Source organism: Actinomadura syzygii, from assembly GCF_008085905.1.
Taxonomy (GTDB): Bacteria; Actinomycetota; Actinomycetes; order Streptosporangiales; family Streptosporangiaceae; genus Spirillospora; species Spirillospora syzygii.
On record NZ_VSFF01000001.1, the window covers coordinates 295,929 to 312,791 of the forward strand.

A 16,863-nucleotide genomic window follows, 5' to 3' on the forward strand; every position below is an offset into this window, starting at 1 on the left:
ACGGGCCGGATGAAGAGTGTTCAGTCCCACATCGGGGGGCGCGCGGTATCGAGACTGACGTTGACGACCTTCGTGGCCTGGTATTCGGCGATCGTCTCGGCGGCGCCCTCGCGCCCGAAGCCGCTGGCCTTCACGCCGCCCTGGGGCTGGCCGAGGGGGGTGGCGAACCAGGTGTTCACCCAGACCATGCCCGCCTCAAGGCGACCGGCGATGCGGTGCGCGCGGGCGAGGTCGGTCGTCCAGACGCCGCTGGCGAGGCCGTAGGCGACGGCGTTCGCGCGGGCGACGGCGTCGTCCTCGTCCGTCCAGCGCTCGACGGTGAGGACGGGGCCGAAGAACTCGTCGCACGAGGCGCTCGTCCGGCCGTCCGGGTCGGCGAGAACGGTCGGCCGGTAGAACGCGCCGCCGTCGAGGTCGCCGCCCAGTTCGGGGACGACGTGCCCCGCGGCGACGGTGACGCCCTCGGCGACGGCCCTGTCGACCGCCCCCGCGACGCGGTCCCGGTGGGCGACGCTGATCAGCGGTCCGAGCTGCGTGGACGGGTCGAGCGGGTCGCCGACGCGGATCCGGTCGGCGCGGGCCGCGACGCGCTCCAGCAGCTCGTCGTGCACGTCGGCGTGCGCGAGGACGCGGGACGAGGCGAAGCACACCTCGCCGTTGGCGGCGAAGATCCCGGTGAGGACGTCGTCGGTGAGGGTGTCGAGGTCGGCGTCCGGGCCGACGACGAGCGAGCCCTTCCCGCCTAGCTCCATCAGCGCGGGGGTCAGCGCGCCGCCCGCCCGGCTGAGGATCGTCCGCGCGGACGCCGTCCCGCCGGTGAAACTGATCTTGGCGACGCGCGGGTCGGTGACGAGCGCGTCGCCCGCGCTCGCGCCGAGGCCGGTGACCACGTTGACGACGCCGGGCGGCAGCAGGTCGGCGATCGCCTCGACGAAGCGGACGGTGCTCACCGACGCCAGCTCGGACGGCTTCACCACCACCGTGTTGCCCGCCGCGAGCGCCGGGGCCAGCTTGTGCGCGACGGAGATGAGCGGCGAGTTCCACGGCACGATCGCGGCGATCACGCCGAGGGGCCGCCGGGTGGTGTAGACGTGCGACGACTCGGGCGCGCCCTGGATCGTCTCGCCGTGGATGCCCCGCGTCATTCCGGCGAAATAGCGGAAGATCTCGGCGGCGGTCGGAACGTCGATCAGCTGCGCCTCGCGGATCGCCCGCCCGTTCTCGGTGGCGAGCAGCGCGGGCCACTCCGCCGCCGTCGCGGTGAGCCGGTCGGCGATCGCCCACAGGACGGCCTGCCGCTCCGCGAGGGAGGTCGTCCGCCAGGTCTCGAACGCGGCGGCCGCCGCCGCGACCGCCTCGCCCACGACCTCGGCGTCGCAGTCGGCGATGTGCGCCCACGTCCGGCCGGTCGCCGGCTCGACCGCCGGGAGCAGTTCGGCGACCGGCCGCCGCTCACCGCCGACGATCGCCGGCAGCGGCCGGTCGATCGTCAGGCGGCCGGTGGCGACCGTGGTCACGAGTCGAGCCCGATGTGGGCGGAGTGGAACGGGTTGTCGATCACGATGCGCCACGTGCCGTCCGCGCGGCGGCGGAAGACGTTGGAGTCGACCGCGCTCATCTCGACCGGGGTGCCGTCCGGGCCCGTCCCGGTCAGCTCCCAGCGCAGCGCGACGAGGACGATGTCGTCGGCCTCGACGCGGTGCAGCTCCTTGATCGACAGGTGCGGCTTGAGTTCGAGGAACTCCGCCAGCGCCGCGCGGAGCTGGTCCATGCCGCGCGCCGGGGGCGTCCCGGGGCCGGTCTGGAACACCGTGTTCTCGTCCCAGCAGGAGAGCGCGCCCTCCAGATCACCGGCATTCATCGTCTCGACGAACAGATCGTTGAGCTCCGTGACACTGTTGTGTGATCCCATGTCCGAGACGCTACAAATCGTCCATTCCCAGCACATCACCCGTTTATGGGGACGCTGAGGTCACCCGAAGGTGGGACCTCGCCGCGAAGGCGGGATCAGCGCATAAACAGACCGGCCAGCTCGACCCGCGAATGCACATCGAGCTTCGCGTAAATCGACTTCAGATGGTGTTTCACGGTGTTCGGGCTGATGTGCAGGCGCGCGGCTATCTCCTGGTCGCGCCGCCCGGCGGCGACGAGTTCGGCGATGGCCGCCTCCCGGCCGGTGAGCAGGCGGCGCAGCGCGGGCGGCAGCCCCGGCGCGGACGACTCCGCCGACAGGATCGACACGATCACCGAGGGCCGCTCGGGCAGCGGCGCGGACGTCACGCTGACCTCGGTCGGCGCGCCACTCCCGGCGGACCGCACGGTCAGCCGCCGGGTCGCCTCGCCGCCGTCGATCGCCGCGTCGAGGACGGACCACGCGTCGTCCGCCGCGTCGAGCAGCGCCCGCGCGGGACGGTTCGCGTGCCGCTCGGCCCGCTCCAGGTCGGTGACGACGATCGCCTGGCCGCTCGCCTCGAGGGCGCCCCACCACGCCGCCCGCTCGGCGTCGATGGCCGTGACCAGGTCGGTCGCGGCGACCGCCGCCTGGAACATCATCGCCGCGACGGTCGCCCGCCGCCGGTCGCCCTGGTCGAAGGCGGGCTCGCCGCCGTTGCGGGCGAAGTTGACGGTCCCGACGATCTCGCCGCCGCTGACCAGCGGCGCGCACATCACGTGCGCCATGTCGTAGTGCCGGAACAGCTCCCGGACGATGGGCGCCCGCCGCCACTGGTCGGCGGGCGCGACCAGGGAGTCGTCGAAGGCCCGCCGCGCCTCGACCGCGCCGCGCAGCACCGGGTCGACCGCCCGGCCGAAGCGCTCGTAGCGGTGGACGTAGAACCGGCTGAGCCCCCGCACCGCCGACGCGCGCGTCTCGCCCGTCCGGGGGTCGAACAGGTACACGCCGAAGGCGAAGGACGGCACATGGCGCGCGACCCACTCGAAGTAGCGGTCCTGCAGCTCGTCCAGCCCCCGGGCGGTGACGAGCACGGCCAGCCCGGAACTCAAACGCTCCTCGTCGGCGACCATCGCGTCGCCGACATCGATGTCGTCGCCCATCCAGCGAGTATGCGCCGCCGACATACGTTCGTGCTAGACAGCACGGCCACTGATTATCGCTCCGACCTGCGAAGTCATGATCGTCCAGGCCCCGCCGCGCGCCGTCAGCGGGTCAGGATCGACCGCACCGTCTCGGTGACGACCTTGGGCGCGTCCTCCTGGGCCAGGCGGTCGGCGCGGATCTCCTCGGCCGCGCCGTGCAGGACGTACTGGATCACGCCGACCAGCCACGCGATCGGCATGTCGGTGCGGAAGACGCCTTCGTCCTGGCCTCGGCGGATGAGTTCTTCGAGGCGTTGGGCCGGGGCCGAGTGCATCTCGCGGATGCGTCCGGCGGGAAGGGTGCCCTCAGCCGCCGCCAGCAGCGCCATCGACTCGGCCACCAGGGACCAGCTGGGTTCGAGCAACCGGGCCAGCGCGTCCCGGGCGTCGCCGGTGAGGTCGATGGCCGACAGCACCTCGTCGCCCGCGCGCAGCGCGTCCGACAGGGCGGCCTCCACCAGCGCGGCCCGGTTGGGGAAGTGGCCGTAGAGCGTCATCCGGCCGACCCCGGCGTGCCGGGCGATGTCGTCGATGCTCGCGTTCGAGTTCCCGCTGAGGCATTCGCGGGCCGCGCCGACGATGCGGGCGATGCTGCGCTCGGCGTCCGCGCGGCGGCGCCGTCCTGGTGAGGCGGTGGGCATGCGCACACTCTAACTCGTACTGCGGAATACGTGTTAGCCTCCGGGCATTGAAGTCGTATACCGCAGTACGAGTTAAGGGTGGAGACCCCCCGATGACACACCAGGCCCACGACCCGTCCACCCGGCAAGACGCGCGAAATCCGCTGCGCTGGCGCATCCTCGGCCTCCTCGGGCTGGCCCAGCTCATGCTGATCCTGGACGTCACCGTCGTCGCCATCGCGCTGCCCCACATCGAGGCCGACCTCGGCCTGAGCCGCCAGGCCGTGACCTGGACGGTCAGCGCCTACACCCTGACCTTCGGCGGACTCATGCTGCTCGGCGGACGGGCCGCCGACCTGTTCGGCGCGCGGCGCGTCGTCCTCGCCGGGCTGCTGGTCTTCACTGCCGCGTCGCTGGTGACGGGGCTCGCGGGCGCGGGCGGTCTGCTGCTCGCCGGACGGATCGCCCAGGGGCTCGGCGCGGCGCTGCTGTCCCCGTCCGCGCTGTCGTTCGTGGTGAGCCTGTTCGACGGCGAGGAGCGGAACAAGGCGCTCGGCGTCTGGTCGGCGCTCGGGGGCGGCGGCGCGGCCCTCGGCGTCCTGCTCGGCGGGGCGCTCACCGCCGGTCCGGGCTGGCCGTGGGTGTTCTACGTCAACGTGCCGATCGGCCTCGCCGTCGCCGCCGCGCTCGCCCGGACGCTGCCCCGGCGGGAAGTGCCCCGGGCGCGCGGCGGGCTCGACCTGCTCGGCGCGCTGCTGGTCACCGCCTCGTCCGGCAGCCTGATCTACGCCTTGATCCGCGCCGGGGACCATGGCTGGCTCACGGTCGCGACCGGGCTGCTCGTCCTGCTCGCCGCGGTCGGCTACCTGGCCTTCGTGATCCGGCAGCGGACGGCCGCGTCCCCGATGATGGACGTCGCGCTGCTCGTCCGGCGGACGGTGGCCACCGGCACGTTCCTGATCCTCGTCGCCACCGCGCTGATGATCGCGGTGTTCTTCCTCGGCACGTTCTACTTCCAGCACGCGCGCGGCTACGGCGCCCTGCGTACCGGCCTGCTGTTCCTGCCGGTCGCGGCGGCGACGATGCTCGGCGCCGACCTCACCGGCCGCGCCATCGCCCGGACGGGCGCGCGGCCGCTCGCCGTCGTCGGGCCGCTCGTCGCCGCCGCCGGGATGGCGCTCCCCGCCCTGTCGATGCACCCGGCGACCGTCGTGGCAGGGACGGCGATCGCGGGCGCGGGGACCGGGGCGATGTTCGTCGTCGCGTCCGCGACCGCGCTGGGGCAGGTCGCCCCGCACGAGGCCGGGATCGCCTCCGGCATCGTCAGCACGTTCCACGAGTTCGGCGCGTCCATCGGGGCCGCCGTCATCTCCAGCGTCGCCGCCGCCAGCCTCGTCGGCGACACGCTCGACGGCTTCACCCATGGGTTCGTCCTCGCCGCGGTCGCCGCCGCCGTCACGGCCGCCGCCGCGGCCGCACTCACCCCCGGACGTCCGGCCTCCTACAACGTGTAGGGCATACTTCCGCAAGTCGGACAAGCGGCTGGAGAGTATGGATGACCACGCACGACGGGCACGAGTCGCACCAGAGCGGCACGCACGGGCACGACGATCATCATCACGCAGGGGCGGTCTCCTGGACGATGGCCGCGCAGGCGACGCTGCACTGCCTCACCGGATGCGCCATCGGCGAGGTGCTCGGGATGGTCATCGGGACGGCGTTCGGCTGGTCGAACACGGCCACGATCGTCCTCGCCGTGGTCCTGGCGTTCGTGTTCGGCTACGCGCTGACCATGCGCGGAGTGTTGAAGGCCGGGCTGTCGATGCAGGCGGCGTTCAAGGTCGCCCTGGCCGCCGACACGGTCTCGATCGCGATCATGGAGGTGCTGGACAACGCGACCATGGTGCTGATCCCCGGCGCCATGCACGCGGGTCTGGCGGACGCGAAGTTCTGGGGCGCGCTGGCCATCGCGTTCGTCGTCGCGTTCGCCCTCACGACCCCGGTGAACCGCTGGATGATCGGCAAGGGCAAGGGGCACGCCGTCGTCCACCAGTACCACCACTGACGGCTCAACGGGCGGCGCCGGGTTCTCCGGCACAATGTGGGGGAACGGAGGTGTCTCGCATGGCCGGACTGGGTGGATCGCTTGAGCGCTCCATCATGGACGTGCTGTGGGAGGCACCCGGCCCACTGCGGGTCCGCGAGCTGCTGGCGGAACTGAACGAGAACGCCGACAAGACGCTCGCTTACAACACCGTCCAGACCGTGGCCGAGCGGCTGGCGCAGAAAGGGCTGCTGCGGCGCACGCGGGACGGGCTGGCCTTCCGCTACTCGCCGACCCGCGCCCGGGAGGAGTACGCGGTCGAGCTGATGCTCGACGCGCTCACCGAGTCCGCCGACCACGGGAGCATCCTCACCCGGTTCGCGGAGAGCGTCCCGCCGGAGGACGCGCGCCACCTGCTGGACGCCCTGCGCCGCCGTGCCTCCGGCGCCGAGGGGGAATGACGGCGTGGTCTACCTCGTGCTCGGGCTGATCGCCACCGCCGTGCTGCTGGGCTGCTCGGCGGGGCCGGTGCTCGACCGGCTCGGACGGTCCGCCGCGCGTCCGGGGACCGCCATCGCCTGCTGGGTCGGGGCCGTGACCGGCACCTTCATCGCCTGCGCCGGGGTCGTCGCGGCGGCGCTGCTGTCGCCGCCCGCGCCCGGCCACGGCCTGCTGGAATGGCTGCGCGACTGCCTGCCGCACCACGGCGGCAAGGCGATCGTCACGGCGGCGGCCGCGAGCCTGGTCCTGCTGGCGGCGTGCGGGTTCCGGGTCGCGCGCGGGCTGCCCCGGCTGCGGCGCACGGTGCGGCACCGGAGGCGGCACCGCGAGATGCTCCGGCTCGTCGCGAGCGAGGACGAGCGGCACGGGGACGTCCTCGTGCTCGACCATCCGGTCCCGGTGGCCTACTCGCTGCCCGCCCGGCGGCGCGCGATCGTGGTCAGCACCGGCACGCGGGACGCCCTCACGCCGGCGGAGTTCGACGCGGTCCTCGTGCACGAGCGGGCCCATCTGCGGCAGCGGCACCACGCGCTGCTGCTCATGCTCGACCTGGCGCACGCCGTCCTGCCGTGGCCGCCCACCATCCGGCGGGCGAAGCGGACGCTTCCGCTGCTGCTGGAGATGGCCGCCGACGACGCTGCGGCGCGGGCCTGCGGCGGACGGACGCTCGTCGGCGCGCTGCGGCGGCTCGCGGCGGCGCCCGGGGTGGCCGGCGCGCTCGGCGCCGCGAGCCCGGACGCCGGGGCGCTGGCGGAGCGGGTGCTGCGGCTGGAGAGCGCGGGGACGGGCGGGCCGCGCCGGGCCGCGCGGGCGGCCGCGTCCGCCTTCGCCGCGTCCACCTTCGCCGCGCTCGCCGTCGCCGCCCCGCTGGTCGTCGCGGCCGCGACCATCACCGAGCTGACCCACCTCTGCTGAGATCCTTGCGGCGGTTTGTCGTAATCCGCCGCTTGGGTGGCGAGATGAGGCCGTTATCTCCTACGCTGCGTCGGAGGTCGTCGCGGCGCGTCCCCGCCGGGGACGGTGGCGGCCGCGCCGAATCTCGCGGGCCCTACGCGGCCCGCGGAACCGGGGAACCGTTTCTCCACCTGGGGTGAATCCGCTCCCGCGAGCGGTAGGGCGACTCCGGCCCGAACCCGGCAGCTCACCCGGTAGGCGGTACAGGAGAGGACCCACCGCATGCAGCGTCGCGCTGCCGATTCCGGAACGTCCGCCCGCCGCAGGATCGTGGCGGGCACGGCCTGGACGGCGTCCATCGCCCTCGTCGCGAGCCTCGCGGCTCCCCCGGCGGCGATCGCCGAGCCGAAGCCGACCCGCAAGGAGCTGACCGCCCAGCAGAAGAAGCTCGCCGACGACGCGGAGAAGCTCAGCGAGCAGTACAACGGGCTGCGGGTCCGGCTCCAGCAGGCGCAGCGCGCCGCCAGGGTCGCCGAGGGCAACGCGGCGCGGCAGAAGAAGGCGCTGGACGAGGCCCGTGCGCGGATCGTCCAGCTCGCCGCCGACAGCTACAAGAACGGTCCGGCGGACCCGGCGGTCGCGTTCGCCTCCTCCGGCGACCCGCAGGCCGTGCTGGACCAGTCGGCCACCCTCAACTACTTCGCCCGCCAGGACGGCGCCCGCATCGCCCAGCTCCTCCAGATGATGCAGGCGGCGGAACGCGCCCGGAAGTCCGCCGAGGCGCGGGCCAAGCAGGTCCGCGAACTCACCGAGGAAGCGAAGAAGAAGCGCAAGGACCTGCAAGCCAGGTTGAAGAAGGTCGAAGCCAAACTGGGGGTCGGCCCTGGGGCGCGCACGGGCGCGGGCCCGGCCGTGAACGTCGATCCCGGGGGCGCCTCGGCGAAGGCCATGGCCGCGGTCTCGGCGGCGCTGGCGCAGCGCGGCGTCCCGTACTCGTGGGGCGGGGGCAGCGCGTCCGGGCCGACCTACGGCACCGCGCAGGGCGCCAACATCAAGGGCTTCGACTGCTCCGGGCTGACGCTCTACGCCTACGCCCAGGTCGGCATCAGCCTCCCCCACTACACCGGCGCCCAGTTCACCGCCGGAACCCGCGTCTCGCAGAGCCAGCTCAAGCCCGGCGACCTGGTGTTCTTCTACAGCGACCTGCACCACATGGGCCTCTACATCGGCAACGGGAACATGGTGCACGCGCCGCAGACCGGCGACGTCGTGAAGATCGCCCCGATCGCCGGTCGGCCGTTCGCGGGCGGCGTCCGGGTGGCCTAACTCGGTCGCTCGCCCTTCGCCAGAGTGACCTTGTGCAGGCCGATGGCCCGGGACAGCAGCCGGTCGCGCGTCCGCAGCGGCAGGCGGGCGAGCAGGCCGAGCAGCCGCGTGTCCGGTCCGACGGTGTAGCGGGGCCTCGGCCTGCCCGCGGTCAGCGCGCGGACGACGGCCGCCGCGACGACCGACGGCGGCGCGGCCTTCGCCTTCGACATCGAGGCGTTGACCGCGTCGAGCTGCCCCCGGTACATCGCGACCCGGTCGGGCGGCAGCTCGGCGGCCGCCGCCTCGGTGGCGGCGGCGGCCTTGGCGAAGATCGCGGTGTCCGTCAGCCCCGGTTCGACCACCACGACGCGGATGCCCCAGTGCGCCAACTCCAGGCGCAGGGCGTCCGACATCGAGGCGAGCGCGGCCTTGCTCGCCGAGACCGGGCCGAAGAACGGGCCCGCGACCCGCGCGGTGGCGGCGGTGAGGTTGACGACCCGTCCCCGGCCGGACCTCAGCATCGGCAGGAACGCCCGCGTGACGGCGGCCGGGCCGAACACGTTGACCTCGAACTGGCGCCGCAGCTCGTCCGCCGGAACGAGCTCGAACGGCCCCTGGACGATGATCCCCGCGTTGTTGACCACCGCGTGGAGGTCGTCGCCCACGCTGGTCCGCGCCTGGCGGACGGCCTCCTCGATGCTCTCGGGGTCGGTGACGTCCAGCGGGAGGATTCGCACCCCCGGGATCTCGGAGAGCCGCCCGACACTGCTCCGCACTCCCGCTAAGACCTGGAAGCCCTCCTCGGCCAGCGCCCGCGCCGTGGCGTGGCCGATCCCGCCGTTGGCCCCGGTCAGCAGGACCGCCCGCGACGCACCCGTTCCAGACATGTGATCACCTCAGCTGATTGAACGGACATGTTCATCTGTACATGTCATCGTTTACCTGTGTGTTCCGATGTGTCAAGATGGCGCGAAGGGATGGATCGGATCTCGTCGCCGGAGTGTGCGGATGTCGCTGCGCCATGGCCTCCTCGGGTTGCTGGCCGAAGGCCCGGCGAGCGGATACGACCTGGCACGCCGCTTCTCCGAGGCACTGGGCCTGGTGTGGCCCGCCCGGCATCCGCAGATCTACATGGAGCTGTCCCGGTTGGAGACCGCGGGTCTCATCGAGGTCGACAGCCACGGCCCGCGCGGCCGCAAGGCGTACCGGCTCACGGACGCGGGCCTGGCAGAGGTGCGGCGCTGGCTGTCCGAGGTGGAGGTCGACCACACCTTCCGGATGGAGACCCTGTTCCGCTCGTACTTCTTCTGGCTCATGGACCCGGACGACCTCAAGGCGCACCTGGCCCGCGAGGGGCGGTTCTACGACGAGATGGCCCAACGACTGCGCGGCTACGCCGAAAGCAAGGACCGCGGCGAATGGGGCACCGGCCGCCAGGCGCGCGCGATGCGGATCGCACTGGAGGCGGGCGTCCGCGTCAACCAGGCGCTGGTCGACTGGGCACGCTGGGCGCAGGAGACCGACCCGATGACCGCCGAAGACTTCGGAACCACCCAGCCCGACAACACCCAGCCCGACGAAACCCGGCCCGACGAAACCCAGCCGACCGACTGATCGAGGCGCGGGGGCCTCAGTCCGCGAATATCGCGGGGCGGTGCTGTGCCCAGGGGCGGGTGCGCTCGATCTGGGCCGCCAGGCGGATGAGGACGTCCTCGCGCCCGTAGGCGGCGGCCAGGTGGATGCCGACCGGGAGGCCGTCGCGGCTGAATCCGAACGGGACGGACGCGGCGGGCTGCCCCACCATGTTGAACTGCGGCGTGAAGCAGAGGATCCGGATCGACCTGCGCAGGCCCTCCTCGCCGTCGAAGTAGCCGAGCGGTGTCGCGGACGTCGGCAGGACGGGCGAGAGCAGCACGTCGAACCCGCCGTCCGCCCACCAGGAGGCCATCCGGCGGCGGTAGCGGTCGCGCCAGTCCTGGTTCGCGATGTGCCGGGCCGCGCCGATCTCCGTGCCGCGCTCCCGCCACCACCAGGCCATCTCCTCGGCGTCGCCGCGTTCCAGCGGACGGCCCGCGAGCGCCTCCAGGTCCTCGAACAGCGCCGTGACGGTCGGGCTGAGCAGTTGCAGCCACCGGTCGAGGAACTCGGGGTCGGTCATCGCCTCGGGGTGCGACACCTCCACCCGGTGGCCGAGCCCGGAGAGGAACCCGGCCGCCTCACGGACGACCGCGTTGACGTCGGCGTCCACGGGGAAGCCGTTGACGTCCGGGACGTCCATCAGCCCGATGCGCAGCGGCTCCGGGTCGGCGGCGGTGAGCGCGAGGTAGCTCTCCGGACGGTGCGGCGCGACCATCGAGTCCCCGGTGCGGTAACCGGCGGCGAGGTCGAGCGCGGCGGCGGTGTCGCGCACCGTCCGCGACACGAACCCGAGGGTGGTGTGACCCTCCATGTTGTCGCCGCCCGGCGCCGGGCTGATCCGGCCCCGGCTCGGCTTCAGGCCGAAGAGCCCGCAGTTCGAGGCGGGCATGCGGATGGATCCGCCGCCGTCGCTGGCCTGCGCGATCGGGACGAGGCCCGCCGCGACCGCCGCCGCCGACCCGCCGGACGAGCCGCCGGTCGACCGGCCGGTGTCCCACGGGTTGCGCGCCGGGCCGTAGGCGACCGGCTCGGTGGTGTTGACCAGGCCGAACTCGGGGACGTTCGTCCGCCCGAGGATCGCGAACCCGGCCCGCCGGACCGACTTCGTCAGCTCCGCGTCCTCGGTGGCGCGGTGACCGAGGTCGCGGAGGAGCCGGTTGCCGGAGTGGGACGGCTCCCCCGCCATCTCGCACCCGAGGTCCTTCAGGAGGATCGGGACGCCGTGGAAAGGGCCGTCCGGGAGGCCGTCGGCGACCTCCTGGCGCGCCTTGTCGAAACGGCGGTGGATGACGGCGTTGAGGCGTCCGTCGACGGCCTCGATCCGGGCGATCGCGGCCTCGGTCAGCTCGGCCGCCGTGACCTCCCCGGCACGGACCAGCGCGGCCTGGCCGATCGCGTCCGTGCCTGCGAGTTCTTCGCTCATGCCCATTGGGTGCTGCCTTCCTTCTCGGGTGGGTGCGGGGTGGCGGGGACGGCGCGCGCCAGGTGGAGTTGCGCGAGGAGCAGCAGGGCGGCGGCGACGAGAGACATGCCGCAGGTGATCGTCCAGGCGGCGCCGCCGCCGAGCCGCTCGAACACCACCCCGAACACGAGCGGCCCGGTCATCGCGCCGACGTACACGCCCGCCTGGACGAACCCGGTGGCCCCGGCGACGTCGTCGCCGAAGCGCTGCGTGACCGACAGGTGGAACAGGCCCGACCAGCCCCAGCCGAGGCCGAACGCGAGGAGCGCCCCGGCCGTGAAGAGGCCGATCGAGCCGCTCGCGAGGAACGCGTAGCCGACGCCGCCGCCGACCAGCATCGCGGCGGCCGGACGCAGGTAGTCGGGTTTGCGCCCGTTCCCGGACCATCCGGCGGCGACGCGGACCGCGACGCAGACGGCGCTGCCCGCCATCTGGAGCGCCGCCGCCGAGCGGGCCGTCATCCCCATGTCGGCGGCCGAGCTGGTGAGGAACGCCGGGATGTTCGTCCCGGCCATCGACGCGAAGGACGCCCCGCACATCAGCAGCGGCAGCGAACCCCCGATCCGGCGACGGCGCCGGTGTGGCTGGATCGTTCCAGGGCGAGCCGCGTCCCGGCCCCGGACGTCCGGGACGCCGAACGCGACCACCGCCGCCTCGACCGCGAGGACGGCCGCGCACCAGCGCCAGCCGAGCGTGAGCGTCAGGAGCGGGATCAGCAGCGCGACGATCAGCGTGGCGAGCGGCACCGCCGACTGGTTGAGCCCGAACGCGAGCCCGCGGAACCGCCGCGGGATCACCGTGCCGAGCGCCTGGCTGACGGTCGGCTGCACCATCGAGTTGCCCGCGCCCCCGGCGATCTGCGCGAGCAGCAGCGTCTGCCAGTTCCGCGCGGACGCCACCAGCGCCAGCGACACGACGGCGAGGACCATCGCGGTCCGCATGCAGCGCCGGGCGCCGAACCGGTGGATGATCCGTCCCGCCGCCATCGACATGGCCGCCGACACCGCGAAGTACACGGCGACGACGACAGCGAGGTGCACGGACGTGAAGGGGAAGTCGTCCCGGATGTGGATGGCGAGCACGCCGACCAGGAACGGCGGCGCCGCGGCGGAGATCGTGCAGAACACCGACGCCGCGACGATCGACCATTCGTGCCGCCCCATGGACGCCGCGCCCTCGGGACTCACCTCGCGGTCACGAACTTCACGACCTCGTCGGCGAAGGCTTCCGGCCGCTGCTCTGGGAGCGACACCCCGGCGCCCTCGATGGGCTGGAAGGTGGCGCTGAGCAGTTCCGCGAGCCGCTCCTGGTCCGGCATCGAGTAGCCGTCACCCGCGCCGCAGATCAGGTGCACAGGGGCGGTGACCAGGGGAATCCGCTTCTCCATCGGGTACTCGTTGACGGCGACGTGCCCTTCCTCGACGCGGTCGACCACGCCGAGCGCGTCGATCACGCACCGGGTCAGGTGGGCCTCCTCGCCCTTCTCGTAGAAGGCTCCGCGGCGGCGCCACAGCTCGGTGAGGTGGCTGCCGTCCGGCTCGGGATCGACGTGGTCGATCGGCGGACGGTCCCGCACCAGCAGCCGCCGCTCCGGCGTGACGAGCGGCATCGCCGACAGGACCAGCGCGTCCACCCGCTCCGGATGCCGCGCGGCGGCCTCCAGCGCGATGACGGCCCCGGTGTGGTGACCGACGACCGCGACGCGCTCCAGGGAGAGTGCGTCGAGCAGGGCGGCGACCCCGTCGGCGAACAGCTCGATGGAGAACGTCCGGGACGTGCGGGCGGACTGCCCGAACCCGAGCGTGTCCATCGCGATGGCCCGGACGTGGCGTCCGGCGAGCGGGAGGACGTCGATGTACTCCGTCCAGGAGCGCGGCGTCTGGTGCAGGAAGAGCACCGGCGTCCCGGCCCCGCACTCGGCGAAATGGATCTGGCCGAACGGGGTGTCGGCGTACGAGCGTCGGACTTGCATGCGGACTCCTAAGTAACCGGCCAGGTCAACCGGCGAAGACGGGCGGCCGGAGGTGCGCCCACGGACGTGCGGACTCGATCTGCGCCGCGACCGAGACGAGGAGGTCCTCCCGCCCGTACGCGGCGACGAGCTGGACGCCGATCGGTTCCCCCGCGTCCGTGACCGTCGCCGGGACGGAGATCGCGGGCTGCCCGGTCGTGTTGAACGGCGCGGTGAAGGTCAGGACGTCGACCGACGCCTGGATCCCGTCCGGCTCGGTCCACGGCCAGCTCACCGGCTTCGGCGGGGTGGCGAAGACCGGGCTCAGCAGCAGGTCGAAGCCGCCCGTCCACCACCGGGCCATGCGGGCGCGGAGCCGTCCCTGCCAGGTCAGCGCGTCGGCCAGTTCGAGTCCGGTGATCTCGCGTCCCCGCTTCACCCAGAACCAGGTGATCTCGTCGAGGTCGGACGGGCCGGGTTCGGCGCCGAGTTCGGCGGCGAGGGCGTCGGCGTCCTGCGCGGCCGTCACGCTCAGCGCGTCGAAGAACATCGGCAGGCACAGCGGGTCCATGAGCGCGTCGGGGTGTGACTCCTCGACCCGGTGTCCGAGGCCGTCGAGCAGGTTCGCCATGTCCAGGACGGCGTCGCGCACCACCGGCACGACCTGCGGCGCATGCTCAGGAGCGTGCGACAGGACCCCGATGCGGAGGGGGCCGGGATCGCGTCCGACGAGCCCGGCGAGGCCGCCGTCCGGGAGGGCCGGTGGCCGCCCCGTGTCGCCGGGCGCGCCGCCGCTGAGCGCGTCGAGGATGCTCGCCGTGTCCCGGACGGTCCGCGTCACCACCGCCGGGACGCTGTGCCCCCACCGGCTCGGGACGCCCGGCCCCGCGCTGATCCGCCCGTCACTCGGCTTGAGCCCGACGAGGTGGCAGAACGCGGCGGGCATCCGGATCGAGCCGCCGCCGTCGCCGCCCTGCGCGGCGGGGACCATGCCCGCCGCGACGGCCGCGGACGCCCCGCCCGACGAGCCGCCGGACGTCAGGTCGAGCCGCCACGGGTTGCGCGTGATCCCGTGCACCTTGCTCTCGCTGACGGACACGAGCCCGAACTCCGGCGTGGACGTCTGCCCGACCACGATGAAGCCCGCGCCGGTGAGACGGCGGTTGATCGCCGAGTCCGCGCGCGCCGTCCGACCCGTCTTCGCGACCCACGCCGAGCCGAGGTTCGCCGGGTCGCCCGCGCTGTCGTTCAGCGCCTTGACCAGCATCGGGACACCGGCGAACGGCGCGCCGGGCGCGGCCTCCCGGGCGGCGTCGAGCGCCCGCTCGTAGCGGCGGTGGACGACCGCGTTGACCTGCGCGTCGGTCGCCTCGATCCGCTCGACGGCCGCCTGGACGAGCTCCTCCGGGGTCGCCTCGCCCCGGCGCACCAGTTCGGCCTGGCCCACGGCGTCGACGTCCACGAGATCGGTCATCGTCCCTCCATCCCAGCGGGGTGGTGGCAGGCGACCACGCGGCCGGGCTCCAGTTCGACGGGTTCGGGACGGACCGTCCGGCAGTTGTCCTCGGCGGCCGGGCAGCGCGACGCGAACGCGCACCCGGCCGGGGCCGCCGCCTCCTCCCCTTGACCGGACTCCGCTTGACCGGACTCCGCCTGACCGGCTCGCGGCCGCCGCTCGGGCCGCTCCGGACGGTCCCGCGGGTCCGGCGACGGCATCGCCGCCAGCAGCTCCCGCGTGTACCAGTGCGCGGGCGCCTCGAACAGGCTCGCCGCGTCCGCCAGCTCGACGAGGCGTCCCGCGTACATCACCGCGACACGGTCGCTGATCGCCCGCACCACGGCCAGGTCGTGTGAGATGAAGACGTACGTCAGGTTCTCGGCGCGCTGGATCTTCGAGAGCAGGTCGAGCACCTGCGCCTGGACGGACACGTCGAGCGCGGACGTCGGCTCGTCCAGCACGACGACCCTCGGGTCCCCGACGATGGCGCGGGCGATGGCGATGCGCTGCTTCTGGCCGCCGGAGAACTCGTCCGGCAGCCGGGCGGCGCTGTCCTCGGGCAGGCCGACCTCGCGGAGCACCTCCCGCACCCGCTCGGCGGCGGCCTTCGCGCCCGTGTCGGACGCCGCGAGGGGCTCCCGCACGGACGTCCCGACGCGCAACCTCGGGTTCAGCGAGCCCGCCGGATGCTGGAAGACCATCTGCACCCGCCGGCGGAGCCTGCCGGCCCGCCCGCCGCCACTGCCCCCGGCCCGGTGGCCGGGCTCGCTCATCGTCAGCCGTCCGGAGTCCGGCCGTTCGAGGTGGACGAGCATCTTCGCCAGCGTGCTCTTCCCAGAGCCGGACTCGCCGACGACCCCGAGCACCTCACCCTCCCGGACGTCGAGGGACACCCCCTGAACCGCGTGGATGAGGCGTCCGCGCGACCGGTAGGTGCGGCTGACGTCGTCCACGACGTAGAGCGGCTTCCCGGCGACCGGCCGCGACTCCGGCTCGTCGCGCGGCCGGTCCAGGTGCGGGACGGAGCGCAGCAGCATCCGCGTGTACTCCGTCTTCGGCTCCAGCAGCACCTCCTCGACGCCGCCGTGCTCGACGATCTCCCCGTCGAGCATGACCGCGACCCGGTCCGCCGTCTGGGCGATGACGCCGATGTCGTGCGAGATGAGCACGATGCCGACGCCGAACTCGTCGCGGACCGTCCGGAACAGCTCCAGGATCCCGGCCTGGACGGTGACGTCGAGCGCCGTCGTCGGCTCGTCCGCGAGCAGCAGCGCCGGGTCCCCGGCCAGCGCGAGCGCGACCGCCGCGCGCTGCCGGAGACCGCCGGACAGCTGGTGCGGGTACTGCCGGGCCCGCCGGTCCGGCTCGGGGACGCCGACCTTGTCCAGCAGCTCCCGGACGACGGCCCGCGCCTCCGCCCGCTTCACCCCGCGGTGCCGGGTGACGACCTCCGCGATCTGGTTCCCGATCCGCATGCTCGGGTCGAGCGCGCCCATGGCGTCCTGGAAGACCATCGCGACGGAGTCGCCGCGCATCCGCGTCAGCGTCCGCTCGTCCGCCGCGAGGACGTCGGTGCCGCAGATCGTCAGCTCGTCCGCGGTCACCTCGGCGGCCTTCGGCAGCAGCCCGAGGCAGCCGAGCGCGACCGAGCTCTTGCCGCTGCCGCTCTCCCCGATCAGCCCGACGATCTCGCCGCTCCGCACGCTGAGGTCCACGCCCCGGACGCTCGGCGCCCCGGTCCCGTACCCGATGGTCAGGTTGCGGATCGCGAGGACCGGGCCGGACGGGTCGCCGTCCGCGCCGTCCGGGGCCGCCGGGTCCGCTGTGTCCGCCACAGGTCTGCCCTTCATG

The 16,863-nt window shown here is 73.5% G+C and carries 16 protein-coding genes and 1 riboswitch; of the genes, 6 read left to right on the forward strand and 10 right to left on the reverse strand.

The window, feature by feature from the left end:
- Nucleotides 1-20: 20 nt before the first annotated feature.
- From FXF65_RS01560 to FXF65_RS01575, 4 genes are all read right to left on the reverse strand, one after another.
- Nucleotides 21-1,517: an aldehyde dehydrogenase family protein gene (locus FXF65_RS01560; RefSeq protein ID WP_148347726.1), complete on the reverse strand. Its 1,497-nt coding sequence runs from the start codon at nucleotides 1,515-1,517 to the stop codon at nucleotides 21-23.
- The gene (locus FXF65_RS01565) at nucleotides 1,514-1,912 is read right to left on the reverse strand and encodes a YybH family protein (RefSeq protein WP_187412022.1); all 399 of its coding nucleotides are present in this window, start codon (nucleotides 1,910-1,912) and stop codon (nucleotides 1,514-1,516) included. The genes FXF65_RS01560 and FXF65_RS01565 overlap by 4 nt, the downstream gene beginning before the upstream one ends.
- 95 nt (nucleotides 1,913-2,007) lie before the next feature.
- The gene (locus FXF65_RS01570) at nucleotides 2,008-3,054 is read right to left on the reverse strand and encodes a LuxR C-terminal-related transcriptional regulator (protein ID WP_187412023.1); all 1,047 of its coding nucleotides are present in this window, start codon (nucleotides 3,052-3,054) and stop codon (nucleotides 2,008-2,010) included.
- 104 nt (nucleotides 3,055-3,158) lie between these two features.
- Nucleotides 3,159-3,737, reverse strand: a complete 579-nt coding sequence (locus FXF65_RS01575; protein WP_148347734.1) for a TetR/AcrR family transcriptional regulator — start codon at nucleotides 3,735-3,737, stop codon at nucleotides 3,159-3,161.
- Between the two features lie 92 nt (nucleotides 3,738-3,829).
- Between FXF65_RS01575 and FXF65_RS01580 the strand changes: the two genes are divergently transcribed.
- The 5 genes from FXF65_RS01580 (at nucleotide 3,830) to FXF65_RS01600 (ending at nucleotide 8,481) form a co-directional block, all read left to right on the forward strand.
- Nucleotides 3,830-5,230, forward strand: coding sequence for an MFS transporter (locus FXF65_RS01580; RefSeq protein ID WP_148347738.1), 1,401 nt, complete (start codon nucleotides 3,830-3,832; stop codon nucleotides 5,228-5,230).
- A gap of 41 nt (nucleotides 5,231-5,271) precedes the next feature.
- Nucleotides 5,272-5,781 (forward strand): DUF4396 domain-containing protein, encoded by a 510-nt coding sequence (locus FXF65_RS01585; protein WP_148347740.1) that lies wholly within the window; start codon nucleotides 5,272-5,274, stop codon nucleotides 5,779-5,781.
- Nucleotides 5,782-5,840: 59 nt separating this feature from the next.
- On the forward strand, nucleotides 5,841-6,221 hold the full coding sequence (locus FXF65_RS01590; protein ID WP_148347742.1) for a BlaI/MecI/CopY family transcriptional regulator: 381 nt from the start codon (nucleotides 5,841-5,843) through the stop codon (nucleotides 6,219-6,221).
- Between the two features lie 4 nt (nucleotides 6,222-6,225).
- A complete protein-coding gene (locus FXF65_RS01595; protein WP_148347744.1) occupies nucleotides 6,226-7,176 on the forward strand; it encodes a M56 family metallopeptidase in 951 nt (316 codons plus the stop codon).
- Nucleotides 7,177-7,291: 115 nt separating this feature from the next.
- Nucleotides 7,292-7,429: riboswitch (cyclic di-AMP (ydaO/yuaA leader) on the forward strand.
- 8 nt (nucleotides 7,430-7,437) lie between these two features.
- Nucleotides 7,438-8,481 carry a C40 family peptidase gene (locus FXF65_RS01600; protein ID WP_148347746.1) on the forward strand — a complete coding sequence of 348 codons (1,044 nt, stop codon included), beginning with the start codon at nucleotides 7,438-7,440 and terminating at the stop codon, nucleotides 8,479-8,481.
- Here the strand turns inward: FXF65_RS01600 and FXF65_RS01605 are convergent.
- Nucleotides 8,478-9,350 (reverse strand): SDR family NAD(P)-dependent oxidoreductase, encoded by an 873-nt coding sequence (locus tag FXF65_RS01605; protein ID WP_148347748.1) that lies wholly within the window; start codon nucleotides 9,348-9,350, stop codon nucleotides 8,478-8,480. The two genes, FXF65_RS01600 and FXF65_RS01605, sit on opposite strands and share 4 nt — an antisense overlap.
- A 121-nt stretch (nucleotides 9,351-9,471) precedes the next feature.
- Here FXF65_RS01605 and FXF65_RS01610 point away from each other — a divergent pair, with 121 nt between their 5' ends.
- On the forward strand, nucleotides 9,472-10,077 hold the full coding sequence (locus FXF65_RS01610) for a PadR family transcriptional regulator (RefSeq protein ID WP_148347749.1): 606 nt from the start codon (nucleotides 9,472-9,474) through the stop codon (nucleotides 10,075-10,077).
- A gap of 16 nt (nucleotides 10,078-10,093) precedes the next feature.
- Here the strand turns inward: FXF65_RS01610 and FXF65_RS01615 are convergent, their stop codons facing one another.
- From FXF65_RS01615 to FXF65_RS01635, 5 genes are read right to left on the reverse strand one after another with little or no spacing between them, the layout of a single operon-like run.
- On the reverse strand, nucleotides 10,094-11,524 hold the full coding sequence (locus FXF65_RS01615; RefSeq protein ID WP_187412024.1) for an amidase: 1,431 nt from the start codon (nucleotides 11,522-11,524) through the stop codon (nucleotides 10,094-10,096).
- On the reverse strand, nucleotides 11,521-12,750 hold the full coding sequence (locus tag FXF65_RS01620) for an MFS transporter (RefSeq protein ID WP_148347754.1): 1,230 nt from the start codon (nucleotides 12,748-12,750) through the stop codon (nucleotides 11,521-11,523). Before FXF65_RS01620 ends, FXF65_RS01615 begins: the two co-directional genes overlap by 4 nt.
- A complete protein-coding gene (locus FXF65_RS01625) occupies nucleotides 12,747-13,535 on the reverse strand; it encodes an alpha/beta fold hydrolase (RefSeq protein ID WP_148347756.1) in 789 nt (262 codons plus the stop codon). The genes FXF65_RS01620 and FXF65_RS01625 overlap by 4 nt, the downstream gene beginning before the upstream one ends.
- 25 nt (nucleotides 13,536-13,560) lie before the next feature.
- Nucleotides 13,561-14,988 carry an amidase gene (locus FXF65_RS01630; protein WP_148347758.1) on the reverse strand — a complete coding sequence of 476 codons (1,428 nt, stop codon included), beginning with the start codon at nucleotides 14,986-14,988 and terminating at the stop codon, nucleotides 13,561-13,563.
- Nucleotides 14,985-16,862, reverse strand: coding sequence for a dipeptide ABC transporter ATP-binding protein (locus FXF65_RS01635; RefSeq protein ID WP_148347760.1), 1,878 nt, complete (start codon nucleotides 16,860-16,862; stop codon nucleotides 14,985-14,987). Before FXF65_RS01635 ends, FXF65_RS01630 begins: the two co-directional genes overlap by 4 nt.
- Between the last annotated feature and the right edge of the window lies 1 nt (nucleotide 16,863).